Here is a 24834-nt window from a genome sequence, read left to right on the forward strand (position 1 = left end):
AGTATTTTTAATAAGGGGACAAGATGAGTAATCAATTGAAAATATTTGCGACAGATATGGATGGCACTTTTCTCGACGAAAACCGCGCCTACGATAAAAGTCGTCTACGTGATATTTTAAAAGAATTTAAAAAAAGAAATTATCTTTTTTGTGCAGCAAGCGGACGTCAACTCTTGGCTTTAGAAGAACTCTTTGACGAGTTCCAAGACCAAGTTGCTTTCTGTGCGGAAAACGGCGCCTTGGTTAAATACCAAGGCGAGATTCTCTACAGCAGTATCTTGGGTCAAGATAAGGCGAGTAAGCTCGTTGAACTCGTACGTCAAAATCCTCATATGCATCGTGATGTTGTCCTCTTTTCAGGACTCAACGGTGCTTATGCACTTCAAACAGCCGACCCGCAATTTGTCGAATTTGCCAATCTTTATTATTCCGATTTAAAATTAGTAAAATCAGTACATGATATTGAAGATGAAATCTTAAAAGTCTGTGTGGAGTTTCCACCAGAAAAAATCCGTGAATGTGAAGACTGGATAAATGCACAAATGACCGATATTCGTGCAACAACGACCGGCTTCCGCTCTATTGACATCATGTCAGCTGGAATCAGCAAGGCTACAGGCCTCTCACACTTGCTCACACACCTTCAATCAAGTCCAGAGTCACTTACAGCTTTTGGTGATCAAAGCAATGACTTAGAAATGCTGGAATTAGCAGGTACCGCTGTAGCCGTTGAGAATGCTATTCCGGAGGTTTTGAAAATTTCCGATAAGGTTATCGGTCACAATCGCGACGCAGCTGTCTTAACTGAGCTCGAAGCCATTTTGGCACATTAATCAAGAGTATGAGCCTTGCCTCATACTTTTTTGACTGTTTTCAGCCTCAATCATATTGGCTAAAACAAAAGATTTTCGTTATAATTGAACAGAGAAATTATCGGAGGATACACTATGAGAATCGCAATTGATGCTATGGGTGGCGACTTTGCACCCGAGTCAATCGTTAAAGGAATTAATTTAGCAAAAAAAGAATTTCCAAATATTGAGTTTCAGCTCTACGGGGAACCTGAAGCAATTAAAGCACATTTAGAGGATGAAAAAAACGTAAAAATCATCGCAACAACTGAGCTTATCGACTTCCACGATGAGCCAGTAAAAGCTATCCGCAAGAAAAAAGATAGCTCTCTCGTCCGTGCGGTTAAAGCAGTCAAAGATGGTGAAGCTGATGCTGTTCTTTCTGCAGGAAACACTGGAGCTCTGCTTGCTGCTGGCTTATTTATTGTCGGTCGCATCAAACAGATCGACCGGCCAGCTCTTATGAGTACACTTCCTACTGCAGATGGTACAGGCTTCGATATGTTAGATTTAGGTGCTAACGCTGAAAATAAACCTGAACATCTGGCTGACTTCGCTATTTTAGGGAGCTACTATGCGGCCAATGTACGTGGTGTTAAAAATCCTCGTGTAGCACTTCTCTCCAACGGCTCTGAAGAATCAAAAGGTTCAACGATGATTAAAGAAACGCATGCTTTACTCTCAAATATTGAAGATATTAATTTTATTGGTAATATTGAATCGCGTGACATCTTGACTGGAGCAGCTGATGTCGTTGTCGCTGATGGTTTCACGGGAAACGCTGTGCTTAAAGCTATCGAAGGGACTGCAAGTGTTCTGATGCGTCAAATCAAAAACGGCATCATGAATGGAGGCTTCACCACTAAAATCGGTGGAGCTCTTGTGAAAAAAGAACTCAGCAAACTCAAAGACACGATGAGTACCGATAGCGCGGGTGGTGCAGCTTTAGTAGGTGTCAAAGCACCTGTTATCAAGGCTCACGGTAATTCTAGCCCTGAGGCCATTGTTTCAACGATTCGTCAAATCCATCGGATGCTAGAAACGGATGTTACTGGCCAACTGGTGAAACATTTCGAAGACAAAAACTAATAAAAAAAGCTTTACCATAATGGTAAAGCTTTTTGTTAGTTGTATTTTTTGTAGTACACATTTTTGACAAACTGTAACAATAAGAGATAAGCAAGGATAATTAGGCCCCAGTAGAAGAAGAATTGAACAGGCAAGTGTGCTAAGTCAATAATTGATCCATAAGAACTTAAAATCAATGTAAAGCCAACGACAAATGCGCCAATTGTAGAAAGGATAACTGGCAACGAAGGACGACTTTGCAAGAAGGGGACTTTTTTGGTACGCAAGATATGAAAAGCCAAAGCTTGTGTACCTAAGCTGACTGCAAACCAACCTGCTTGGAAAAGGTTAGCATGGGCAACTGTATTAAAGCCAAAGACATACCACAGTACAAGGAAAGTGATGATGTCAAAGATAGAAGACACGGGTCCAACAATAAATGCAAAACGAGCAAGGCCTTTAGTTTGCCACTTCACTGGACGTGCAATGTCTTCTTCGTCAACATTATCCCAAGGAATTGAAAGTTGACTCATGTCATAAATCAGGTTCAAAGTTAAAATTTGTAAACTGAGCATTGGCAAGAAAGGTAAAAAGGCGCTAGCCACCAAAACTGAAAAGACATTCCCAAAGTTTGAAGACAAAGTGATACGAATATACTTCATCATGTTTGTAAAGACTTTACGACCTTCGGTTACACCAGTTTCCAAGACTTGTAAACTTTTCTCAAGCAGAATAATATTTGAGGCATCTTTAGTGATATCGGCTGCAGTATCTACTGAAATTCCAATATCCGCAGCGCGTAAACTTGGGGCGTCATTTATTCCATCTCCCATAAAACCAACCGTGTGAACCTTACGAATAAGTTCAATAATTCGTGCCTTTTGCATTGGATTTAATTTTGCAAAAAGATGTACTTCCATAGCTGTATTGAACAGTTCTTCATCATCCATAAGATCAATTTCACTTCCGATACAATAACGGTCAACCGGAATTCCAACATCTTCACAAACTTTTTGCGCTACAATGGCATTATCACCTGTCAACACTTTTACAGTTACACCGTGATTTTGTAAACTATTGATTGCTTTAGCAGCAGATTCTTTGGCTGGATCAAGGAAACCGATAAAACCGACAAGGGTCATATCACGCTCACTAGCAGAGTCAAATTCTTCTAATTCATCATCTGAAATGATTCGCTCCGCAATAGTCAGGACACGCATGCCTTGCATATTCATTTCACGGTTGACTTCTTTCATCTCTGCTAAACGTTCTTCCGTAATTTCGACACGTTCCCCGTCTTCCATTACATGTGTACAGATAGCTTGCATTTCCTCAACTGCGCCCTTGGTAACCATCAAGTTTTTATTGTCAGTTTTCACGACGACAGATAAAAGACGGCGTGAGAAATCAAACGGTATTTCATCAACTTTTGTAATATTTTCATCCGGTAATTCTCGACCTATTTTTTTGAAATAGTCAATGACAGCAACGTCCATCAGATTTTTCCAACCGGTTTGGAAGTTAGAATTGATAAAAGCGGAATTTAATACTTCATCTGCCTTGTTTCCACGTGAGTTTACATATTCAACCATCACGACACGGTCTTCTGTAATTGTGCCTGTCTTGTCTGTACAAAGTATATCCATTGAACCTAGATTCTGGATAGCAGATAGATTTTTTACTATGACTTTTTCTTTACTGAGCGCTACTGCACCTTTAGCCAAATTGGCATTGACAATCATGGGCAGCATTTCAGGTGTAAGACCTACAGCTACAGCGATGGCAAAGAAGAATGATGTTTCGAAATCGCCTTTTGTTACCCAGTTCAAAACTAAAACAACTGGGAACATAATCGCAACTAAAGTCAATAGAAGGCGACTTACACGGCTCAATCCTTTATCAAAAGCAGATTCAACTTTTGTGGCTGTAGCTTTGCTTGCAATATCACCGAACATAGTAGAAGCGCCTGTTTTAACGATTAAAATCTCACCATTTCCTGATAAAACATCAGTCCCCATAAAGAGAACATTTGGAGCATCTAGAGCTGATGTAACTTCCCAATCAATTTGCTCATCTTCATCTAAATCTTCCGGTAAACGCTTCTCAACCGGGAAAGATTCCCCGGTTAAAGAGGCTTGGTTGATAAACAGATCACGGTGTGAGAGCAGAATAGCATCTGCTGGAATCATATCTCCCGTTTGAAGCTGAATGATATCTCCTGGGACAACCTCATCCATTGGGATTTCAAAATTTTCCGCCCCACGTTTAACGTTTGTGGTATTTTCAATCATCTCATGTAAAGCGATTGAAGCTTTTTGTGACTTGTATTCCTGTACAAAGCTTACACCAGCAGATACGGTAACCATGAGCAACATGTAAAGTGCACCTTCCATATCTCCTGTCAATGCCGAAACAACTGCCAAAAAAGCTAGAACAAAAACAAATGGATTCTTAAATGCATGGAGCAGTATAATATACCAGTGAATGGGTTGCTGACTTGCAACCACATTCGGCCCGTATTCGTCTAAGCGTTCCTCAGCCTGTTCAGCGTTTAAACCCGTAAAGCTCGTGTTTAAACGTTCAAAAAGCTCGTCACGATTCAACTGTGCCAACTCTTTGAGCACATCGTTTTTGTTTGTTTTCATTTTTTGCATACTTGCACCTCCCTCGTTTCTAGGGCGTAAACCTTTAAAAGATTTACTTTTCTGTTATTATGGTGTGGTTTGCGAAATTCCTCTCTTTATTCTACTACAAATTAAAGGAAAGTCCTCCAAAGATACTAAAACGCAATCATAAAGTAAATTATTCTACATACAAGAACATACTTCACTTCTTGATGTTATTTTTGTAAACCAGGACTATGTTATCCACTTGTAAACTTAGTTGACACTCGATTTCCGTTTATCCTGAAGTTATACACATGTTTACAACTTTGGTTTTTAGACAACAAAAAAAACATGTGGAAAGATATGGAGGGACCTTTCCACATGTTAATAACTTTGATTTAAAGAACGAGTTCGGCATCAAGCTCAATAGGAACTGATGCTAAAGCCTTGGATACTGGACATGTTGCTTCGATCTCTTTTGCTAACTTTTGAAATTCATCATCAGAAATTCCAGCAATTTTCGATTGGTTCTTCAAGTGAATCTTTGTAATCGCAGGACCATCGGCTGTTACCGCAAAGGTAACATCTGCTTGGGTGTATATGTTATTGACTTTGTAACCTTTTTCGCTTAGAAGCAATGAGAATGCCATACTGAAACAAGCAGCATGTGCAGCACCCAAAAGTTCCTCAGGGGTTGTTATTGATGCCGAATGCTCTGCGCGCGCTTCAAAATTATAAGGTGTATCAGTAAATACTTGTGAAGAATCTAGACTGATGGTACCTGAACCATTTTCTAAATCTCCTTGCCATTGTGCGGATGCTGTGGATACATTTGCCATATTTTTCTCCTTTTTGTGTTATAAATAGTTAGTTTGCCTATATTCTCAGTATAGGATTTTATTATGGCCTTTTCAAGAGATTGGGCTCAGACTTATTTGACATTATTTGAAAATAAATGTAGAATTTGTACTATCAGAAGAGTAGCTTTTCAAAGAATTCTTTAGGAAGTTGACGGTGGTGCAAGTCAATGTTTTCAGAAAAGTGAATGGGCTGATAATAATAAAAAATGATTTTAAGCAATATAAATCACGGCTGCTCCCGTTAACAAAGCACTTGTTCCTAGGACAAGCTCGAGGAAATTCTTAAAGAATTTCGAATTACGGTGGTACCGCGTGAAAACGCCCGTAAAGTATTTTTACAATGCTTTACGGGCGTTTTTGTTATAAAATTTTGTACATCCAGAAGGAGAGAACTACCATGAATAAACCTACAATTTTAACTGGCGATCGCCCTACAGGCAAACTCCATATCGGACATTATGTTGGCTCACTAAAAAATCGTGTGCTTCTACAAAATACAGGAAAATATAACATGTTTGTTTTCCTTGCCGACCAACAAGCACTCACCGACCATGCCAAAGAACCAGAAAAAATTATCCAATCTGTCGGAGACGTCGCCTTAGATTATTTGGCTGCTGGCCTCGATCCAGAAAAATCAACAATTTTTATCCAGTCCCAAATCCCCGAGTTAGCTGAACTTTCAATGTATTACATGAATTTGGTTTCTCTAGCGCGACTTGAACGAAACCCTACCGTTAAAACAGAAATTGCGCAAAAAGCCTTTGGCGAATCTATTCCTGCTGGTTTCTTAGTTTATCCTATCGCTCAAGCCGCAGATATTACTGCATTTAAAGCCAATCTGGTTCCTGTAGGAAATGACCAGAAGCCAATGATTGAACAATGTCGCGAAATCGCCCGTTCTTTCAATAATGCATATAACTGTGACGTTTTAGTTGAACCTGAGGGACTTTATCCAGAAAATGAAGCAGCAGGACGTCTTCCTGGTCTTGATGGGAATGCAAAAATGTCTAAATCACTTGGTAACGGCATCTATCTGGCTGATGATATGGATACGCTCAAAAAGAAAGTGATGAGTATGTATACAGATCCTGACCACATCAAGGTTGAGGATCCAGGTAAAATTGAAGGCAATATGGTCTTCCATTATCTTGATGTCTTTGGACGTGAGGAAGATGCTGCTACTATCGCCGAAATGAAAGAGCATTATCAGGCTGGTGGCTTAGGGGATGTAAAAACAAAACGTTATTTATTAGATATTCTCGACCGTGAACTCTCTCCAATTCGTGAACGCCGCATCGAGTTCGCTAAAGATATGGGCGCTGTTTATGATATGCTTCAAGCGGGCTCTGAAAAAGCACGTGCTGTTGCTGCAAATACCTTATCTGAAGTAAAATCAGCGATGGGTATTAACTACTTTGATGCTAAATAAAAAGAAGGCAAGAACTTATGACAACTCAAGAAAAAATTGCCGCCTTTGCTAAGAAAATCCATGAGAATAACAATGATGGACATGGCTTTGACCACGTCAGTCGCGTTGTCAAGCTCGCAAAGCAAATTCTTGCTACGGAGCCCCTTGCAGATCCAAGTTTAGTGGTTGCTGCGGCTTACTTGCACGATACCTATGATGAAAAGATATGCTCCGATGTAACAAAACAAAAACAAAACGTGGCAGACTTCTTAACTTCTTTAGACTTTTCCCAAGAGAAACAAGATAAACTCTTTTATATCATTGATAACATGAGTTATTCTGCCAATCTTTTAGAAAAAAAAGAACTCGATATCAATGGGCAAATCGTCCAAGATGCAGATCGTATTGATGCGATGGGCGCTTGGGGAATTGTACGTACCTTAGAATACGGCTGGTCCAAAGGTCGAACCTTTTACGACCCACAGATATTACCTGAAAAGTTCGAAAATAAGCATACTTATCATCAAAATCAAGGTACAACACTCAATCATTTTTACGAAAAGCTCTTTCTACTCAAAGATTTATTGAATACAGCGCATGCTAAAAAAATAGCCGCAAAGAGAGATAAAATAATGCACGATTTTGTTACTGCTATCGAAGAAGAGTATAATATTTAGAAGGAAAAGTTATGGTCTTAGCAAAAAATAATACTTTTATGGAAAATCGGAATACATGTCTTGTTTTTGCTCATCGTGGCTCGAAATGTAACCGTCCTGAGAATACTTTAGCTGCCTTCCAAGAGGCTCTTCGTATTAAAACAGATGGTATTGAGCTCGATGTCCATCTATCTAAAGATGATCAATTGGTCGTTATTCATGATGAGAAGGTCAATCGAACAACTTCTGGGAAAGGGCGTGTCCGTAACCTGACACTAGCAGAGCTAAAGCAGCTAGACGCCGGATCCTGGTTTGATGAGCGTTTTCAGGGCGAACGTATTCCTACATTACATGAGGTTCTAGATCTACTGATCAGTGAGCATTTCACAGGTTTTTTAAATATTGAACTCAAAACCGATATTATTAGTTATCCTGGTATTGAAGAAAGAGTATTGGGGCTTGTTTCTCAGCAATCCCTTCCTTTCACAATCATCTACTCTTCTTTTAATATCAATACACTTCAGAAGCTTCACGCTCTCGGTGTAAAAGATGAAATTGCCTATCTTGCGGGTAAAAAATTACAAAAGATAAGTCTAAACAAAGTAAGAAGCTTCATGTCCAGTCTTCATTTGAAAAAAAAGTACGTTTTAAAGTATCCCGAACTTCTCGCACCGGATAGTCGCCCTCTCCGTCTGTGGGGTATTGATTCAGAAGCAGATATGCGTTATGCTTTTCAACATAATATTGCAGGAATCTTCACTGATTTTCCTGAAAAAGCATTAAAAATCAGACAACACTTATAAAAACCATAAAAGCATGCTTCAGCATGTTTTTTTCTATGCTTAGTATTTCACAATTTTGTGGGAGAAATAGCATAATATTCGGTTATGATAGCGGAGTCATTTTTCTTTACTTTCTATTTCACAAGGGATATAATGAAACTATATGTGTTCAATGTCAAAGACATTTGACATATATTTTTAATGGAAGGAGAATCTATGCAATATATCAATTATCTCGGGCAGGATGCCTATACTAACATTGCGATGGATTCTTGGTTATTAAACAATTTGAAAGCAGACGAGCCTGTCTTTTCCCTTTGGCAAAACAAGCGCGCTGTTATCGTTGGACGTAACCAAAATACTTTTGCTGAGATAAACCAAGATTATATTGATCAACATGATGTACAAGTTGTACGTCGCGTATCTGGTGGTGGTGCTGTCTATCATGATGAAGGAAATATTTGTTTTACATTTTTTGTTCCCGTAGCCAGTTCAGCCCAGGTCAACTTTCATCAATTCGTGAAACCCATGTATGATGCACTTCGTTCCCTTGGTATTGAAGCCGAAATTACTGGAAGAAATGATTTAGAAATTTCGGGTAAAAAAGTTTCAGGAAACGCCCAACGTTATGCTGGTGGCTATCTTATGCACCATGGTACTTTACTTTGGGATACCGATGTGGAGGCGATGATTCGCTCCCTGAATGTCTCTGACGAAAAGTTTGTCTCTAAAGCTGCTAAATCTGTTCGCGCACGTGTCGGAAACATTAAAGACTTTGCACCTGACTTAAACTTAGATACTTTTATCGATGCCCTCAAATACTATTTGACGGACCAAGGTAAAGATGGTGAATATGTTCTGAACGATGAGCAGCTCGCGGGTATAAAAGCTGCACGTGATGAACAATTTTCAACCTGGGATTGGAATTATGGTGAAAGTCCTAAATTCAGTTTCAACAATCATGCCAAATTTACTGGCGGGTCAATCGATATCCAAGTTGACGTTGATAATGGTCTGATTACTGATATTAACTTCTTGGGGGATTTCCTTGGTGTCCGTGACTGGCGTGATATCAAACAAGATTTTATCGGTCTTCCGTTTAACCCAGATGCTGTCTATAATGTTTTAGAAAAAAACAAATCAGGTCAGTATTTTGGAACAATTGAAAACAGCGAACTTTCACAGCTTTTTAGAGCTGATGAATTGGTTTAAAAAACAAGAATGAAGAAGAAAGGGAGATATTTATGTCAAACAGCACAAAAATCCTCGATTTCAAAGAACAATTAGAATTACAAGATAGCGCATTTCCGACGCTCCAAATCTTAGACGAAAACGGAAAAATCGTTGACGAAGAAGGCCTCAAGCGTGCCGATCTTTCAGATCAAGATTTAGTAGAACTCTTTAAAAATATGCTTCTTAGTCGTCAAATCGACATCCGTTGCATGAAGCTTGCTAAACAAGGCCGTATGGGATTCTTTGGACCAACTGCTGGCCAAGAAGCTTCTCAAATGGCTTCTGCTTTTGCATTCACTGATGAAGACTGGCTCTTCCCAGGTTACCGCGATTTGCCACAAATTTACGCTAAAGGTTGGCCAATCTGGAAAGGTCTCCTCTGGTCTCGTGGACACCAACTTGGTAATGAATACACTACAGACGAAGGTGCGGAAGTAAAATCTTGGTTCCCACAAATCATCATTGGTGCTCAATACGTTGAAGCAGCTGGTGTAGCTTTGGGTCTTAAAAAACGCAAAAAAGATGCCGTTGCCTTTGTTTATACTGGTGATGGTGGTTCATCTCAAGGTGATACTTACGAAGGTATCAACTTTGCTTCTGCTTACAAAGCACCACTTGTTGCCTTTATTCAAAATAATGGTTATGCGATCTCAACACCACGTGAACTCCAAACAGCAGCACCTCACTTAGCAGCTAAAGGTTGGGCAGCTGGTGCACCATCTATCGTTGTCGATGGTAACGACGCAATCGCTATGTACTTAGCAGCTAAAGAAGCTCGTGCTTGGGCTGTCGCTGGTAATGGACCTGTAGTTATTGAAGCTCTTACTAACCGTTTGGAACCTCACTCAACAGCTGGTGATGATCCACTTCGTTACCGTAGCCAAGAAGGACTTGATGCTTGGTGGGCAAAAGAACCATTGCTCCGTATGCGTACTTACTTGACTGAAAAAGGTATCTGGGATGATGCTCAAGAAGAAGCTTATATCGCTGAACTCGATGCTCGTATCGATGCAGACATCAAGAAAGCAAATAATGTTGAAAAACAAAAAATCTCAAGCTTCTTGAAAAATACACTTGAAGTACCTAGCCAAGTAATGGCAGAACAAATTGCAAAATTTGAAAGTGAGGGCAAGTAAACATGGCAGTAAAAACTTATATTGCAGCAATCACAGAAGCGCTTGACTTGGCGCTTGAACGTGACGAAAACACATTGATCTTCGGGGAAGACGTTGGACAAAATGGTGGGGTATTCCGTGCAACTGACGGACTCCAAGCTAAACATGGGGAAGACCGCGTTTTCAACACACCTTTGGCTGAATCTGGTATCGGTGGTTTAGCAATTGGTCTTTCAACTCAAGGCTTCCGCCCTGTTATGGAAATCCAATTTGGTACATTTGTTTATGAAGTTTTTGACTCTATTGCTGGACAAATGTCACGTACACGTTACCGTTTTAACAACACACGTCATAACCCAATCGTTATCCGTACACCTTATGGTATCGGTACAAAAACACCTGAAATGCACGCAGACTCTATCGAAGGGCTCTTTGCTCAAATTCCTGGACTCCGTGTTGTTATGCCTTCAAACCCGGCTGATGCTAAAGGTCTCCTTTTGGCAGCCATTGAAAACAACGACCCTGTAATGTACCTTGAAAACTTACACCTTTACCGTTCTGTTAAGGGCGAAGTTCCAGAAGGTTACTACACAACGCCTTTGGACCAAGCCGTTGTTGCTAAAGAAGGTTCAGACGTTTCGATTATCGCTTACGGTGGGACAGTTCCTTTAGCTATCAAGGCAGCTGAACAACTCGAAAAAGATGGTGTTAGCGCTGAAGTTCTTGATTTGCGTACCGTTTCACCACTTGACATCAAATCAATCGGGGAAACAGTTGAAAAAACTGGACGTGTTGTTGTCGTTCAAGAAGCTCAACGTACAGCTGGTATTGCTGCTAACGTTATGGCAGAAATTTCAGAACGTTTCGTTCTGTCACTTAAAGCACCTATCGGCCGTGTAGCTGGGCCAGATTCTATCTTCCCATTTGCTCAAGCCGAAAATGACTGGGCAATTAAAGCAGACGATATTGTGAAAAAAGTGAAAGAGGTAGTAGATTATGACTGAAATTTTTAAAATGCCTGATATCGGCGAAGGCATGCACGAAGGTGACATTGCTAACTGGCTTGTAAAAGTCGGAGATGTCGTTAAAGAAGACGATCCCGTAGCCGAAGTACAAAACGACAAATTGATGCAAGAAATCTTGTCTCCTTACTCTGGTACTGTAACAAAACTTTTCGTTGAAGCCGGAACCACTGTTGAGGTGGGTGCTCCGCTTATCGAATACGATGGAGATGGCTCAAGTGAAGCTGATACTGCTGAAGCGGCACCCGCTGCTTCTTCTGAAGCTCCTTCAGGTGAGGCTCAAATCTTTACCATGCCTGATATCGGTGAAGGTATGCACGAAGGTGACATCGCTAACTGGCTTGTAAAAGTTGGTGACGATGTCAAAGAAGACGATCCTGTGGCTGAAGTGCAAAACGACAAATTGATGCAAGAAATCTTGTCTCCTTACTCTGGTAAAGTTACAAAACTCTTTGTTGAAGCTGGAACAACTGTTGAAGTTGGCGCTCCACTTATCGAATATAACGGTAATGGTTCTACAGCCGCCCCTACTTCAGCTCCTCAAGCAGCTCCAACAGCAACTGCCGATGCAGCACCTGCTGCTCCAAAAACTGAAGGTGGTGCTACAACACGTACTACTGCAGACGGTCGCGTTCTTGCGATGCCATCTGTACGTCACTATGCGCGTGAACACGGTATTGATTTGACTCAAGTCCAATCTACAGGACGTCACGGTCACACAACATTGGCAGATGTCAAAGCCTTTGCTTCTGGCGCCGCTGCTCCTGCGGAAGCTAAGCCAGCTCCTAAGGCTGATACAGCTAAACCTGCTGCTCCTAAACCAGCTCCAGCTCCTGTACAAGCAGCTGAAGGTGATCGTCGTGAGCCAATGACACCAACGCGTAAAGCTATCTCAAACGCGATGAGTACACAAAATGCAAATATCCCTGCGGTTACTAACTTTGACCAAGTGGAAGTCTCTAAACTTGTTGCTCACCGTAAAGAGTACAAAGAAATTGCGGCTAAACAAGACGTTAAACTCACTTACCTTGCTTACGTGACTAAAGCCTTGGCTGCTACAGCTAAGAAATTCCCAGAAATTAACGCTTCTATCGATGGTACAGATATTGTTTACCACAACGATGTAAACATCGGTATCGCCGTAAATGCGCCAAGCGGACTTTATGTACCTGTGATTAAAAATGCTGATAAGAAATCAATCTTTACTATTGCTAAAGAAATTTCTGAACTTGCTGAAGCAGTACGTACAGGATCTATCAAGCCAGACCAAATGCGTGGCTCAACAATCACAATCTCAAATATTGGTTCTGCCCGCGGTACTTGGTTCACACCAATCATCAATGGTTCTGACGTTATGATTCTCGGTCTTGGTTCAATCGTTAAAGAACCTATCGTTAACGCTGAAGGCGAATTAGCTGTTGGTCAAAACATGAAGCTTTCTGTAAGCTATGACCATCGTCTCATCGATGGTATGCTCGGACAAGGTTCATTGAACTATCTTAAGAGTCTTTTGGCTGATCCAGCCTACATGCTCATGGAAGTTTAAGAAGAAAAGAGGAAAGAATAATTATGGTTGTTGGTGCACAAGCCACTGAAGTGGATACAGTTGTCATCGGATCAGGCCCTGGCGGTTACGTTGCGGCTATCCGTGCGGCTGAACTCGGTAAAAAAGTTGTTGTTATCGAAAAAGATAATGTCGGTGGGGTCTGCCTTAATATTGGTTGTATCCCTTCAAAAGCCTTGATTAACGTGGGTCACCACTATCAAGACGCCCTTAAGCAAGAAGCAGGAAAAAGCCCATTTGGTCTTTCTAACGGTGAAGTAAATCTTGACTGGACAGCTGCTCAAGCGTGGAAAGATGATAAAGTTGTTAAACAACTTACTGGCGGTATCGCAATGCTTCTTAAAAAGCATAAAATTGAGCTCATCAAAGGTACAGCTGAATTCCTTGATAATGAAACAATCAACGTAGAACAAGAAGACGGTTTCCAACTCTTGAACTTCCAAAACGCGATTATTGCGACAGGTTCACGTCCAATTGAAATCCCAAGCTTCCCTTACGGTGGACGCATTATTGACTCCACAGGTGCGCTTAACCTTAAGGAAATTCCTAAACACCTTATCATCGTTGGTGGTGGTGTTATCGGTTCTGAACTTGGTGGTGCTTACCGTATGTTAGGTTCTAAAATCACTATCGTTGAAGGATTAGACCACATCTTGAATGGTTTCGACAAAGAAATGTCAGATATCATTGCTAACCGTGTAAAAACTGCTGGTTCAGAAATCTTCACTTCTGCTATGGCAAAATCTGCGACTCAAACAGATACAGATGTTACTTTAACTTTCGAAGTAGATGGTAAAGAACAAACAGTTACTGGTGACTACTTGCTCGTATCAGTAGGTCGTCGTCCAAACACAGATATGTTAGGTCTTAACAATACTGACGTTAAGTTGACAGATCGTGGCCTTATCGAAGTCGACGATTCGTTCCAAACCTCTGTACCACACATTTATGCTATCGGTGACGTTGTTCCTGGACCAATGCTCGCACACAAAGCATCATTCCAAGCGAAGATTGCTGCTGCTGCCATTGCGGGCGGAGAAGACGCTGTTGACTTGCATATCGCTCTTCCTGCTGTTGCTTATACAACAACAGAGTTAGCTACTGTAGGTGAAACACCTGAATCTGTAAAAGATCGTATGGATCAAGTTAAAATCAGCAAATTCCCATTTGCAGCTAACGGTCGTGCTATCTCAATGGACGATACAACAGGTTTCATCCGTTTGATCACAGAGAACAAGGAAGGTGCCGTTATTGGTGCACAAATCGTTGGTCCTGGAGCTTCTGACTTGATTTCAGGCCTTGCTCTTGCAATCGAAAACGGTTTGACTTCAAAAGATATTTCATTGACTATCCAGCCTCACCCAACACTTGGTGAAGCAATCATGGATACAGCTGAAATCGCTGATGGATTACCTATCCACGTTTAAAAGAATAAAAAAAGCATTCATCTGAATGCTTTTTTTATTCTTTCATTATGTCGGCCCAATCTTTCATTCCATCTAAAAACTTCTTTGATTTCAAATGAATACCGACATACTCATCGTAGATACCATCAATAAATAAACGTATCTTTTCTTTCATCTCTCTTTTAACAGATATTTTTTCGAGTTGATCTAAAGATATTTCCTGAAAGAGATTGATCAAATAAAGAACGTTTGGATCCAGATGTAAGCGACGCATATCTTCATCAAAATGTTGCTTACAAAGACAGGCATTGAATTTATAGGAATAGTCAAAAGGACCTTGCTTACTATGGCAAAACGCACACTCAGCACAATTCAGACTGACACCAAAACGACTTAAGACCTGTAATTCAAAAATATTGGTAACAATTTCTTTATCGAAACCCTCATCAAGCAAATCCAAACACTTAATTAGAAAAGCGTAGAGAGAAGGATCATACTGATTATCAGGTATAGCTGCATCAGCCAGACTAATGATATAAGAAGCATGAGCATTGAGAAAGATATCCTCGCTGATATGCTTGTAAGTAATAGTATCACTCACATCATCCACAAAAGAAAAGCCTTCATCATTGATTGTTCCCATCAAACTTGCACTTGTAAAGTTTTGTAAGCTGCTGGCATATTTAGAGCGTGCAAAATTTTTAACAAAAAACATGCGTTTACCAAAAGACTCGGTAAAAATCTTGACCAACTTATCCTTTTCACGATAATTTTTAGTATACAGGACGAGCCCGCGGGTTTCAACACTCTTCATTCTTATATTGTAAAGGCAGAGGTCTATCTTTGTCAAGAGACTTATCCTATTGCACCTACAGCTAAGGCTGTTACACAGATAAGAAAGATAATGTTACTATTATTAAAATGGCTTCAACATCCTTTATCATCTTAATTCGATATAAAAACAGTCTCATACTAAAGATGAGACTGTTTACTTTATAGTGCCCCCTGCAGGGCTCGAACCTGCGACCCATAGATTAAGAGTCTACTGCTCTACCAACTGAGCTAAGGAGGCTATTCACATGTAATAACTTACTTTATTAGTATAGCACTTTCAGGCAAAAATGCAAGAATTTTTGTATTTATTTCATCCAATCCTAAAAGCTCCATATAAGCTTATTTTAGCCTTTCTTTTACACCATAATAAAAAAGGACATAAAACTTTTATAAAAGCCTCAAACAGCGTTTTGTAGCCTTTTAAGGCAATAAATAACAATACCACGAAAATAATTTAGTTATAAGCAAATATTTACAAATACAAAAAAACACTGATTGAATGCCGTATGCTTACTCCAGTATTGAACCCGCCAAGAAGCCAGGTGGGTGTTCTCGCTTCAGATCAGCTGCTCTTACTTTATTCAGAGTCTTAACGCTATCGAATGTCTCTTGAACCCCTATGCAATACAAATATAGTCGGTCAAAAATTTGAGTAAACTCGCACATTCCAGTGCTTTTCTATATACATATACTAACATGTTCCTAACTCTTTTTCAAGTAAAAGAGTTAGCGGTTTCATCATTAGTCTATAAAATAAAAAAAGACAACCCTTAGATTGTCTTGGGACTGCGGATGTCAGACTCGAACTGACGACATCATGATTAACAGTCATGCGCTACTACCAACTGAGCTAATCCGCAATACTTGGCATCTACCTTATCTCACAGGGGGCAACCCCCAACTACTTCCGGCGTTATAGGACTTAACTTCTGTGTTCGACATGGGAACAGGTGTATCTCCTATGCAATGAATACCAAATATGGGAACACGAGGATTTGAACCTCGGACCCCTGCGTTATCAACACAGTGCTCTAACCAACTGAGCTATGCTCCCTCATATTTGAAAACGTTTTTCATATCTTTATGAAAAACAAAGCGGGTGATGAGAATCGAACTCACAACATCAGCTTGGAAGGCTGAGGTTTTACCACTAAACTACACCCGCAAATGGCGCGAGACGGAATCGAACCGCCGACACATGGAGCTTCAATCCATTGCTCTACCAACTGAGCTACCGAGCCAAAAATGTAATTCAACAATTAATTGCGGGAGCAGGATTTGAACCTACGACCTTCGGGTTATGAGCCCGACGAGCTACCTAGCTGCTCCATCCCGCGATAATAAAAAGGAGGATGTGGGATTCGAACCCACGCACGGTTTTACCCGCCTGACGGTTTTCAAGACCGTTCCCTTCAGCCGGACTTGGGTAATCCTCCAAAAATAGTCCGTACGGGATTCGAACCCGTGTTACCGCCGTGAAAAGGCGGTGTCTTAACCCCTTGACCAACGGACCATCTTATTATTGCGCTGCCCTCTCGAACAGTACTTTTCTATTATACACTAATTTAGAAATATGTCAAGAATAAGCTGTCGTTTTTTCAAAAAAATTTCTTTTAAATTCGTGTTTAGATAGAACCTGTTAAGTGACAACTATATTAGTATACCATATTTTTCATTTTTGTCAAAGAAAAACTCGAATATTCAGTTTAAAAATATCCGAGTTTAGAAAAAACAGTCTTATTCGACTGTTTTTTCTTCTTTATTCTCATTAGCTGCTTCTTCTTGAGCTTTATTTGCATCTTCAAGGACTTCCTCAAAAGATTTTGCTTCTACAGGCTCATTTTCGTGTTCGATAACATCATCTGGCATTTTTCCTGTCTTATAAAGAGACATGATTTGTTTAGCATCCAATGTTTCGTATTTAAGAAGGGCAAGTGCAATAGCTTTATGTTGTTCACGGTGAGCTTCGATAATCTCAACAGCTTTATCGTAAGCTTCTTTCGTGATTGCACGAATTTCTTCATCAATAGCTTGTGCTGTAGCTTCTGAATAAGTTTTTGTTTGTCCGTAGTCACGACCGATAAATACAGCTTGACTGCCTTCGTAACTGATAGTACCCAGTCTTTCAGACATACCATATTGAGTAACCATGCCACGCGCAATACGTGTTGCTTGTTCAAAGTCATTTGAAGCACCAGTAGTGATAGCGTTAAAGATGATTTGTTCAGCTGCACGACCACCCATAAGACCTGCAAGGTTTTCTTGCATATCTTCTTTTGAAAGGAGGAATTGATCTTCCTTAGGAAGAGCAATCATGTATCCACCAGCGCGGCCACGAGGAACAATAGTAACTTTATGGACAGTATTAGCATTTGAAAGCACTAAACCAACAATAGTATGTCCTGCTTCATGGTAAGCCACCATTTCGCGTTCACGCTCAGAGATTTTCTTATCTTTCTTAGCTGGTCCTGCAATAACACGGTCTTGTGCTTCATCAATATCTGAGGCATCGATAACTTTTTTATCACGACGAGCAGCCACGAGAGCAGCTTCATTGAGGACATTTTCAAGATCAGCTCCAACAAAACCAGGGGTTTGTTGAGCAACAACTTTAAGGTCAACACTTGAATCAAGCGGTTTATTTTTCGCATGAACGCGGAGTACAGCTTCACGTCCTTTAACGTCAGGAGCGCCAACAAGTACTTTACGGTCGAAACGTCCTGGACGTAACAAGGCTGGATCCAGAACGTCTGAACGGTTTGTCGCTGCAATAACAATAACAGAGTTATCATTATCTTGGAAACCATCCATCTCAACCAAGAGCTGGTTAAGCGTTTGTTCTCGTTCGTCATTACCACCGCCAAGACCAGCGCCACGTTGACGACCAACAGCATCAATCTCATCAATAAAAATGATTGAAGGTGCTGTCTTCTTCGCATTTTCAAAAAGGTCACGTACACGGCTAGCACCGACACCGACGAACATTTCGACAAAGTCGGAACCTGAAATAGAATAGAATGGTACGCCAGCTTCACCGGCAACAGCTTTTGCAAGTAAAGTTTTACCTGTACCTGGAGGGCCCTCTAAAAGGACACCCGCAGGGATACGTGCACCTAGATCATGATATTTCTTAGGATTTTTGAGGAAATCAACAACTTCGACAAGTTCTTGTTTTTCTTCTTCTGATCCTGCAACGTCTGCAAAACGAACTTTTGAAGTTTTAGCATCTTGTTGTTTAGCTCGTGATTTACCAAAGCTCATTGGGTTGCCGGCACCACCGCCGCCACGTGAGCCCATTCCACCCATCATCAACCAGAAGAAGCCAACCATAAGAAGCATTGGTAAGATGTATGAAAGGATTTGAATCCACATGCCGCTTGTTGAAGCTGGAACGACACTCACTTGGATTCCTTTTTCCTCTGCTGCTGTTTGGACACCTTTAATAACACTATCTGTAGGGATAATAAGTGATTGGAAATTTGTTACTTTAGAATTGTTGCCTGGTAAAAATGGAAGGTTATTGTTACCTTCTACAGGTTTAGGATCCTTGTATTCGCCAGAAACTGTAAACAGACTATCACTAGGCTGCATTTTCAGTGATTTAATATTGCCATCTTTAATGTCACTCATCAATGTAGAATAGCTGATTTTATCAACGTTGGATTGATTGCCACTAAAGAAAGCATTAATACCGAAAACAATGACGATTACAAGCAAGACCCAACCTAGAGTGCTTTTAATAAAGCCTCCGTTTTTGTTGTTGTTAGGATTTGGATTGTTCATATTTTCTTCTTTGCCTTTTATTTTTTTATCTCTTAGTTATAGCATACTTACGTATCTTTTGCTATTAGTAAGCCCTATCATGAGCAATTTTCATACTTTGGTATGATTTTCTTATTTGTTATAGACTTCTTCTTTCAATACACCAACGTATGGGAGGTTACGATAATGGTTATCAAAGTCAAGACCGAAACCGACAACAAATTCATTAGGAATAGTAAATCCAGTATAATCTGCATCAATTTCAACAACACGTCCTTCTGGTTTATCCAAAAGCGTTACAATTTTAACTGTTGCGCCACGGTGTTCAAGAAGCTCTTTCAGATATTTCAAAGTACGACCAGTATCGATGATATCTTCAACAATAATAATTTCTCGTCCTGTTACAGGAGTTGCTACATCAAGAAGCAATTTTACTTCGCCTGAAGACTCTGTTCCACCATGATAGCTTGAAACAGTCATGAAATCCATTTCCAATTGGATATCCATACGTTTAACTAACTCCGCAAGGAAGGGAACTGAGCCACGTAAAATACCCAGAAGTAATGGATTTTTGTCTTTATATTCATCAGCAAGAATTTTTCCAAGTTCAATCGTTTTAGTCTGGATTTCTTCTTCTGAAATGAGTACTTTTTTTATGTCTTTTTCAAGCATTATCAATATCCTCTCTTATAGTGGGCTTAACCCACAGCGTCCTTTTCATTTTATCATTTTTAAGGGCTTTACTCAAATCTGAAACAGTTAGATCAGTGATGGCATAGATATCTTTCTCAACTAAAATTAAAAGATTTTCCCGTTTTTCTAGCGGAACATGTTGCTCAATAAAAAATTTCCGCAATTTCTTATGATGTCCATTAATTAAAATATAATCTCCTGGCTGTCGCTGCCTTATTTCAATTTCACCTGCCATCGGAAGATCAACACGCATAAAACTTGCATCTTCCGGATCCTCCTTCTTTATTTCGAGTTCTTTTTGAGGTATAGGCTTATTTGGAACAATCATGAAATGCTTATCGTTTTTCACAAAACAATAGTCACCTGACAACTCCGAACGATATTGCTGCGGACGCTCAATAATCCATAAAAGTTCCGAAAATTTTGCTTTGGAAACTTGCAGGTCAGGAAATTTTTCTAGATAATCTTGGAGGATAAAATGTTGCAAGGCCCTGGATTGCCTGAGGAAGATTTTGAGACTGATTTCGTCCTTAATAATTTCTAACTCTGCTATCTTATCTTTAATAACTGAAAAAGCCAAGTTAATTTCTTCCGACATATCTATAATAGCCTCTGAAAACCTAGGGTTTTCCTGTGTGAGAGCCGGTATATATCGATTACGTACACGATTACGTAAGTAGTCCGTTCCTGCATTTGTCACATCCTCAAAATATTCTTCCGCATCAAAATCTGCTTTATTAAAAAGTAGTAGAGGACGAATTAATTCACCAGGGCCAAAAGACTGACGTTCAGGGATTCCTGTCAAATGGCGTAAACGCCGACCTGTTATTTCACGCATAAGAACTGTTTCAACTTGATCTCCCTTATGATGAGCTGTAACTAAAGCGGTACACTTTTTGTTTGTCATGACTTCTCTAAAAAAATCATAACGCATACGTCTGCCATCCTCTTCGCTGAATTTCTCACCTGCATAATGAGCAACTTCAAACTCAATATGCAATGTTGCCATTTTCTGCTTAAGTTGCTCTTCTTCCCAATTTGCCACATCACGTAAACCATAGTTTACATGAGCTGCAAACAGTTCAATCTCAAGCTCCTCTCGATAAGTGTAAAGCCAATTGAAGAGCGTCATTGAGTCTTTTCCACCTGATAAGGCAACTAAAACTCGTTTATGGTATTTAAAGAATTCCTTTTGCTGAACCAATTTTAAAAATCTATTCATTTTAGCACCTCATAAACATCTTTGGAAATTTGTGAAATGATTTTGTCACTGCCTCCTTTTGTTTCCACAACTAAAATATAAGGTTCATTTGTAAAGACGATTGCTGCATCATGATTGTAAGCATCAGCAGCACCAATTTTATGGGCGACACGAACATTTTTAGGCAGTCCCGCCTGAATTTTTATATCGTCAAATTGGGTATCAAATAGAGCATTGAAAGAGTAACCCCCTTCATTATAAAGAGCTTCGAGTACTCTTCCAGCCATTTCAGCTGAGGCTTCTCGCTCAACCGGATCCCAGACTCCGCCTGCAATTTTGGTAATCCCAGTTAGAAAATCCGGAGAAAATTGTCCTGTTTCGTAGTAAGCTAAAAGATTACTTCCCACATTATCAGAGTTTTTAGCTGTCCGATCAATAACTTCTGATAAGGAATAAACTTTATTATTAGCCATAACCGGGAGCGTTCCTGTTCCACCCGCTTCGAATGCTCCTTTAAATGTATTGATTGCATTACTATATTGCAGCTTATCGCTTAAAGTTGCTTGACCTTCATTTAAACGTTTTTGCGTCCAATATAATATTGGAAGTTTTGATAAGCTTGCTGCGTACATCTTTTGATTTTGGTTTACACCTGTTGTAAACGAGTTATTTAATTGTTTAACATAAATAGAATACTTTGAATCGTCATATTTTTGCTTCAACATTTCTTGAGCTTTCAGCATCTTTGGGTCTTCAAACTTCAAGTTATCTTTGCTAATCCATCCTGTTTGTCCACCGTTAAAGTTAACCTCATAATAAGTTCCCCAGTTGGTCTTGGCAACCTGATTTGTAAGAAGCTTTTGACCTCCAGAAAGTTTTGTGTAAACTTCCTTGTCATATGTCGTAAACGGGCTATAATAAACATCAGTTGAACTTGCTGTATAAACAGCTATCTTTTGCTCCTCTTTGCTCAGTACAACATCCGAACCTATCATTGTAGGATCTGCCTTGATAAATGTATGATTAGATAATTCAAACACATTTTCTTTTAAATTTATAATTTCAAGCTGATTCTGCCTAGGAATTTCTCCAACTTTTTGAGTCATAGCTGCATCTTTATAAGCTATAACACTGGTAAGCGTTACGGCCCGAGAAGGTATATTGGTATAATAATTTTCCTTACTTTTTGTTAAGCTTTTTACTTTGGAATCAGGGCTTGCCTCTTGACTCTTCTGCGGCAAGATAAAAAAGGCTGGTATGAGCATTATAATCATCACCAACCAAACAGCTATATTAATTTTATTTTTTAGCTTTTGCATTTTCTAAAACCTTATCAATCATATCATATGCTTTACTTAAGTCTGCATTTTTCCAGTGCATATTCTTAATCCACATTGGATTACCACCGTGCAGAAATTCATAAGTTCTTTGGCGTTGTCCAAAAGATTCGCCAGTTATATCCCAAGCTAGATTAAGCAGAAGTGCACGTTCCTCAGCATGAATCAATGGGCTACTCATGCTTGCTTTCAAAAGGTCAGCAATGTCGGAATTTTCAAATGCACGAAAATCTGGCACACCAACGATTGAGCCACTAGCAAATTCGGCAATGGCCCGAAGGGCCTCGTCATAATACTTTGTTAAGCTTGCACGAACGGCAAGTAAAACTTGCATATTTGGTGCTAAGACTCCATTTTCCATATGAGCAGTATATTCGCTCGCTAGAATACTAGATTTGATCATTTCTAAATTTACTGTTAGGGTTCCTAGAATCTCTTGTACCCGTAAAAACTCAGTCAAGCCTAATTTTTCAGCTAAGCGTACAGCTAATCCTGTTACAAATTCTAATTTCACATATCCACGTACTTCATCTTGATGTGCTGTATGTACAAAGAATCCAGATCCTTCGAAAAATGCATTTGACATCTCAACATCACCACAAACAAAAAGTCGTTCATTAGGGATAAAAACATCATCAAAAATAATGAAGGCATCCATTTCATCAAAAGCTCCTGAAAGAGGATAATCTTTAAGAGAAAATTCCTCTCGCATTGTTGATTTACGGCATACAATCTTTACACCTTCAGTAGCTAAAGGAACAGAAAAAGCCAGGGCAAACTTTTTATCTTCAGCTGAAAGTCCTGGCAAATTAAAGACCATTAATTCATCAGCTAAAGGTGCCAAAGTATTGACCTGTTTTGCACCGCGAACAAGAACACCATCTGCGCGCTCTTCTTTGATCCAAACTGCTACGAACTCGTGCCCCTCTTCAAGCAAGGTATGCAAACTTTTCGAACGATCTACCTGAGGATTCTGAATGGCATGAGAAACGAACAAGTCCTTATCCTTAACTCCTTTTCCCCATTTTTTAGCATTTTCTACATAGTTCGCACGTTGATCTGCTCCAAGAATATCAGCATAATAATCAAGAATAGCAATGCCTGTGTCAATGAAATCAGGGGTACGACCTAGCATACCGAAGCTTTCACGCGAAATATCCTCATAAATCTTACGTTTTTTTGCAAAATCATCAATTCTTTTAGTTGGAAGAAACATTACAGGACGCTGAACACCGTTATCATCATACATATGATCTGCTTTTTCGTTTTGCAACTCGTAATAGCGTTGAATATATTTTAAAGTACGTGCAAAAACTGGCTCTGCCGTAAAATCATCGATACGTTTTCCTTGATAATATACAGCACGTCCATCATTCAAGTTTCCATCTTTTGTCGTCATAAGCTTCTAAGGTTCCCGTTTTTTGTTTTTAAATCTCTTAGCCGATCTTCAGTTTCTTCCAAAAAACTCCCAAAAGTTTCTTTAAAATCTTTGTCGATAAAAGAAAGCTCTACCTTACCATCTTCACGTTCCTTCAAAACTTCCACACCAATAAGATCGCCTGCTTTAAATTTTATCTGTCTTTTAGGTATATTCGACCACCGTAAAAGACCTGTTTTTGAATCAGAAAAAAGGACAAAAAGTCCAAATTTACTGATTGATTTTATTTTTCCAATCACGGCTCTATCCCACCATTGACAAGTTCTGGAATGCTAAAGACTTTCTCATTTTCCTGTGAATCATCTAATTTAGCACGCGCATATTTTGCTAAGAAAGTAGGATCTTTGAGTTTACTAATATCTGAACTTTTGAGCGCTAAATCATGGTCCAATGCTGCATTTTTCTGTGCTGCTTGGGCTTCCATTGCAATTTGTTTTTGCAAATTTTGATAAGACTGAACAACGCTGATGGTTGCTAAGCTAAATAGCAACATTGCTCCAATCAAAATAATACCTAAATGTTTCCGTCGAGGGAGAGGATTTGGTATTCTTTCCATTTTTTTAGCATTCGTATAATCATTTTTCAAATGAATAATTTGTTTGTCCATTTTTCCTCCGAAAAATTTATACTGAATCAAAGTTCAGTATCTGCAGTAATTCGTGTTTCACTCAAAATTTTATACATTTTTTCTGCATCTTCTTTACGCGTGAATTCCTTAAGCTCTAAGACACTCACTTCCACAATCTTATTCCCAAAACGAATTTCAATAACATCATCAAACTTAACATCACTTGAAGATTTCGCTATTTTCCCATTGATTTTAATCCGTCCCTTATCTGCAACTTCTTTAGCGACTGGACGACGTTTTATCAGACGAGAAACCTTTAAAAATTTATCTAATCTCATAGTCGTTATTATAACACACTTCAAGACTTTTGAAAAATCACTTGAAATTATTTTTAGAGTCAGCAAAGTCTGTATTTAAAAGACTTCTCTAA

General features: G+C 39.6%; 21 protein-coding genes, 8 tRNA genes, 1 rRNA gene and 1 other annotated feature. Of the genes, 10 read left to right on the forward strand and 20 right to left on the reverse strand.

Annotation, left to right across the window (positions count from 1 at the left end):
* The first annotated feature begins 23 nt into the window (after positions 1-23).
* Together KJS37_RS03245 and plsX are read left to right on the forward strand one after the other, a co-directional pair.
* Positions 24-833 carry a Cof-type HAD-IIB family hydrolase gene (locus tag KJS37_RS03245; protein ID WP_165711730.1) on the forward strand — a complete coding sequence of 270 codons (810 nt, stop codon included), beginning with the start codon at positions 24-26 and terminating at the stop codon, positions 831-833.
* 114 nt (positions 834-947) lie between these two features.
* Positions 948-1940, forward strand: a complete 993-nt coding sequence (plsX, locus tag KJS37_RS03250; protein WP_017368655.1) for a phosphate acyltransferase PlsX — start codon at positions 948-950, stop codon at positions 1938-1940.
* 35 nt (positions 1941-1975) lie between these two features.
* On the opposite strand, the gene mgtA is transcribed toward plsX, so the two are convergent.
* Positions 1976-4573, reverse strand: a complete 2598-nt coding sequence (mgtA, locus tag KJS37_RS03255) for a magnesium-translocating P-type ATPase (RefSeq protein WP_213495886.1) — start codon at positions 4571-4573, stop codon at positions 1976-1978.
* Between the two features lie 350 nt (positions 4574-4923).
* Complete coding sequence (locus KJS37_RS03260) at positions 4924-5364, reverse strand: OsmC family protein (RefSeq protein WP_017370383.1); 441 nt, start codon at positions 5362-5364, stop codon at positions 4924-4926.
* A gap of 125 nt (positions 5365-5489) precedes the next feature.
* Positions 5490-5714 (forward strand) — a binding site (T-box leader).
* A 68-nt stretch (positions 5715-5782) separates the two neighbouring features.
* Between KJS37_RS03260 and trpS the strand changes: the two genes are divergently transcribed.
* The 8 genes from trpS to lpdA all read left to right on the forward strand — a co-directional run bounded on the left by trpS (position 5783) and on the right by lpdA (position 14592).
* Positions 5783-6814 (forward strand): tryptophan--tRNA ligase, encoded by a 1032-nt coding sequence (gene trpS / locus KJS37_RS03265; protein WP_096368867.1) that lies wholly within the window; start codon positions 5783-5785, stop codon positions 6812-6814.
* A gap of 17 nt (positions 6815-6831) precedes the next feature.
* Positions 6832-7470 (forward strand): HD domain-containing protein, encoded by a 639-nt coding sequence (locus tag KJS37_RS03270; RefSeq protein WP_213495888.1) that lies wholly within the window; start codon positions 6832-6834, stop codon positions 7468-7470.
* Between the two features lie 11 nt (positions 7471-7481).
* Positions 7482-8252 carry a glycerophosphodiester phosphodiesterase gene (locus KJS37_RS03275; protein ID WP_165711727.1) on the forward strand — a complete coding sequence of 257 codons (771 nt, stop codon included), beginning with the start codon at positions 7482-7484 and terminating at the stop codon, positions 8250-8252.
* Between the two features lie 195 nt (positions 8253-8447).
* Positions 8448-9443, forward strand: a complete 996-nt coding sequence (lplA, locus tag KJS37_RS03280; protein ID WP_213495890.1) for a lipoate--protein ligase — start codon at positions 8448-8450, stop codon at positions 9441-9443.
* Positions 9444-9475: 32 nt separating this feature from the next.
* The gene (locus KJS37_RS03285; RefSeq protein ID WP_003133590.1) at positions 9476-10600 is read left to right on the forward strand and encodes a thiamine pyrophosphate-dependent dehydrogenase E1 component subunit alpha; all 1125 of its coding nucleotides are present in this window, start codon (positions 9476-9478) and stop codon (positions 10598-10600) included.
* Between the two features lie 2 nt (positions 10601-10602).
* Positions 10603-11583 (forward strand): alpha-ketoacid dehydrogenase subunit beta, encoded by a 981-nt coding sequence (locus tag KJS37_RS03290; protein ID WP_096368871.1) that lies wholly within the window; start codon positions 10603-10605, stop codon positions 11581-11583.
* On the forward strand, positions 11576-13147 hold the full coding sequence (locus tag KJS37_RS03295) for a 2-oxo acid dehydrogenase subunit E2 (RefSeq protein ID WP_213495892.1): 1572 nt from the start codon (positions 11576-11578) through the stop codon (positions 13145-13147). Before KJS37_RS03290 ends, KJS37_RS03295 begins: the two co-directional genes overlap by 8 nt.
* Before the next feature lie 23 nt (positions 13148-13170).
* Positions 13171-14592 (forward strand): dihydrolipoyl dehydrogenase, encoded by a 1422-nt coding sequence (gene lpdA, locus KJS37_RS03300; RefSeq protein ID WP_017370377.1) that lies wholly within the window; start codon positions 13171-13173, stop codon positions 14590-14592.
* Between the two features lie 34 nt (positions 14593-14626).
* Here the strand turns inward: lpdA and recO are convergent, their stop codons facing one another.
* From recO to KJS37_RS03390, 18 genes are all read right to left on the reverse strand, one after another.
* Positions 14627-15385, reverse strand: coding sequence for a DNA repair protein RecO (gene recO, locus KJS37_RS03305; protein WP_165711725.1), 759 nt, complete (start codon positions 15383-15385; stop codon positions 14627-14629).
* 185 nt (positions 15386-15570) lie between these two features.
* Positions 15571-15643 (reverse strand) — tRNA-Lys (locus KJS37_RS03310).
* Between the two features lie 548 nt (positions 15644-16191).
* Positions 16192-16265: transfer RNA gene (locus KJS37_RS03315), tRNA-Asn, on the reverse strand.
* A 2-nt stretch (positions 16266-16267) separates the two neighbouring features.
* Positions 16268-16383, reverse strand: a 5S ribosomal RNA gene (gene rrf, locus KJS37_RS03320).
* 2 nt (positions 16384-16385) lie between these two features.
* A tRNA-Ile gene (locus KJS37_RS03325) sits at positions 16386-16459 on the reverse strand.
* A 40-nt stretch (positions 16460-16499) separates the two neighbouring features.
* A tRNA-Gly gene (locus tag KJS37_RS03330) sits at positions 16500-16570 on the reverse strand.
* A gap of 3 nt (positions 16571-16573) precedes the next feature.
* Positions 16574-16646 (reverse strand) — tRNA-Phe (locus tag KJS37_RS03335).
* Between the two features lie 22 nt (positions 16647-16668).
* Positions 16669-16742: transfer RNA gene (locus KJS37_RS03340), tRNA-Met, on the reverse strand.
* A gap of 9 nt (positions 16743-16751) precedes the next feature.
* Positions 16752-16841, reverse strand: a tRNA-Ser gene (locus KJS37_RS03345).
* Between the two features lie 5 nt (positions 16842-16846).
* A tRNA-Glu gene (locus KJS37_RS03350) sits at positions 16847-16918 on the reverse strand.
* 224 nt (positions 16919-17142) lie between these two features.
* Positions 17143-19188 (reverse strand): ATP-dependent zinc metalloprotease FtsH, encoded by a 2046-nt coding sequence (ftsH, locus tag KJS37_RS03355; RefSeq protein WP_017370102.1) that lies wholly within the window; start codon positions 19186-19188, stop codon positions 17143-17145.
* Between the two features lie 111 nt (positions 19189-19299).
* Positions 19300-19839 (reverse strand): hypoxanthine phosphoribosyltransferase, encoded by a 540-nt coding sequence (hpt, locus tag KJS37_RS03360; protein WP_017370101.1) that lies wholly within the window; start codon positions 19837-19839, stop codon positions 19300-19302.
* Entirely contained in the window at positions 19832-21082 is a 1251-nt protein-coding gene (gene tilS, locus KJS37_RS03365) for a tRNA lysidine(34) synthetase TilS (protein ID WP_096368895.1), read from the reverse strand. The genes hpt and tilS overlap by 8 nt, the downstream gene beginning before the upstream one ends.
* Positions 21079-22380, reverse strand: a complete 1302-nt coding sequence (locus tag KJS37_RS03370) for a serine hydrolase (RefSeq protein WP_213495894.1) — start codon at positions 22378-22380, stop codon at positions 21079-21081. The genes tilS and KJS37_RS03370 overlap by 4 nt, the downstream gene beginning before the upstream one ends.
* Positions 22361-23797: a 4-hydroxyphenylacetate 3-hydroxylase N-terminal domain-containing protein gene (locus tag KJS37_RS03375; RefSeq protein ID WP_213495896.1), complete on the reverse strand. Its 1437-nt coding sequence runs from the start codon at positions 23795-23797 to the stop codon at positions 22361-22363. Before KJS37_RS03375 ends, KJS37_RS03370 begins: the two co-directional genes overlap by 20 nt.
* Positions 23794-24075: a S1 RNA-binding domain-containing protein gene (locus tag KJS37_RS03380; RefSeq protein WP_017370097.1), complete on the reverse strand. Its 282-nt coding sequence runs from the start codon at positions 24073-24075 to the stop codon at positions 23794-23796. The genes KJS37_RS03375 and KJS37_RS03380 overlap by 4 nt, the downstream gene beginning before the upstream one ends.
* Positions 24072-24443 carry an FtsB family cell division protein gene (locus tag KJS37_RS03385; protein ID WP_017370096.1) on the reverse strand — a complete coding sequence of 124 codons (372 nt, stop codon included), beginning with the start codon at positions 24441-24443 and terminating at the stop codon, positions 24072-24074. The genes KJS37_RS03380 and KJS37_RS03385 overlap by 4 nt, the downstream gene beginning before the upstream one ends.
* Positions 24444-24469: 26 nt before the next feature.
* Positions 24470-24742, reverse strand: a complete 273-nt coding sequence (locus KJS37_RS03390) for an RNA-binding S4 domain-containing protein (RefSeq protein ID WP_017370095.1) — start codon at positions 24740-24742, stop codon at positions 24470-24472.
* Positions 24743-24834: the final 92 nt, after the last annotated feature.

The sequence above is a fragment of the Lactococcus formosensis genome, from assembly GCF_018403745.1.
In the GTDB taxonomy this organism is placed as follows: Bacteria; Bacillota; Bacilli; order Lactobacillales; family Streptococcaceae; genus Lactococcus; species Lactococcus formosensis.

Excerpts from the sequence above, each read along its gene's own strand:
- KJS37_RS03260 (WP_017370383.1), bottom strand. The coding sequence starts at position 5,364 with ATGGCAAATGTATCCACAGCATCCGCACAATGGCAAGGAGATTTAGAA.
- recO (WP_165711725.1), bottom strand. The coding sequence starts at position 15,385 with ATGAAGAGTGTTGAAACCCGCGGGCTCGTCCTGTATACTAAAAATTAT.
- KJS37_RS03390 (WP_017370095.1), bottom strand. The coding sequence starts at position 24,742 with ATGAGATTAGATAAATTTTTAAAGGTTTCTCGTCTGATAAAACGTCGT.
- plsX (WP_017368655.1), top strand. The coding sequence starts at position 948 with ATGAGAATCGCAATTGATGCTATGGGTGGCGACTTTGCACCCGAGTCA.
- ftsH (WP_017370102.1), bottom strand. The coding sequence starts at position 19,188 with ATGAACAATCCAAATCCTAACAACAACAAAAACGGAGGCTTTATTAAA.
- KJS37_RS03295 (WP_213495892.1), top strand. The coding sequence starts at position 11,576 with ATGACTGAAATTTTTAAAATGCCTGATATCGGCGAAGGCATGCACGAA.
- lpdA (WP_017370377.1), top strand. The coding sequence starts at position 13,171 with ATGGTTGTTGGTGCACAAGCCACTGAAGTGGATACAGTTGTCATCGGA.
- KJS37_RS03375 (WP_213495896.1), bottom strand. The coding sequence starts at position 23,797 with ATGACGACAAAAGATGGAAACTTGAATGATGGACGTGCTGTATATTAT.
- KJS37_RS03385 (WP_017370096.1), bottom strand. The coding sequence starts at position 24,443 with ATGGACAAACAAATTATTCATTTGAAAAATGATTATACGAATGCTAAA.
- tilS (WP_096368895.1), bottom strand. The coding sequence starts at position 21,082 with ATGAATAGATTTTTAAAATTGGTTCAGCAAAAGGAATTCTTTAAATAC.
- KJS37_RS03370 (WP_213495894.1), bottom strand. The coding sequence starts at position 22,380 with ATGCAAAAGCTAAAAAATAAAATTAATATAGCTGTTTGGTTGGTGATG.
- KJS37_RS03275 (WP_165711727.1), top strand. The coding sequence starts at position 7,482 with ATGGTCTTAGCAAAAAATAATACTTTTATGGAAAATCGGAATACATGT.
- KJS37_RS03245 (WP_165711730.1), top strand. The coding sequence starts at position 24 with ATGAGTAATCAATTGAAAATATTTGCGACAGATATGGATGGCACTTTT.
- KJS37_RS03270 (WP_213495888.1), top strand. The coding sequence starts at position 6,832 with ATGACAACTCAAGAAAAAATTGCCGCCTTTGCTAAGAAAATCCATGAG.
- lplA (WP_213495890.1), top strand. The coding sequence starts at position 8,448 with ATGCAATATATCAATTATCTCGGGCAGGATGCCTATACTAACATTGCG.
- hpt (WP_017370101.1), bottom strand. The coding sequence starts at position 19,839 with ATGCTTGAAAAAGACATAAAAAAAGTACTCATTTCAGAAGAAGAAATC.
- mgtA (WP_213495886.1), bottom strand. The coding sequence starts at position 4,573 with ATGCAAAAAATGAAAACAAACAAAAACGATGTGCTCAAAGAGTTGGCA.
- KJS37_RS03290 (WP_096368871.1), top strand. The coding sequence starts at position 10,603 with ATGGCAGTAAAAACTTATATTGCAGCAATCACAGAAGCGCTTGACTTG.
- trpS (WP_096368867.1), top strand. The coding sequence starts at position 5,783 with ATGAATAAACCTACAATTTTAACTGGCGATCGCCCTACAGGCAAACTC.
- KJS37_RS03285 (WP_003133590.1), top strand. The coding sequence starts at position 9,476 with ATGTCAAACAGCACAAAAATCCTCGATTTCAAAGAACAATTAGAATTA.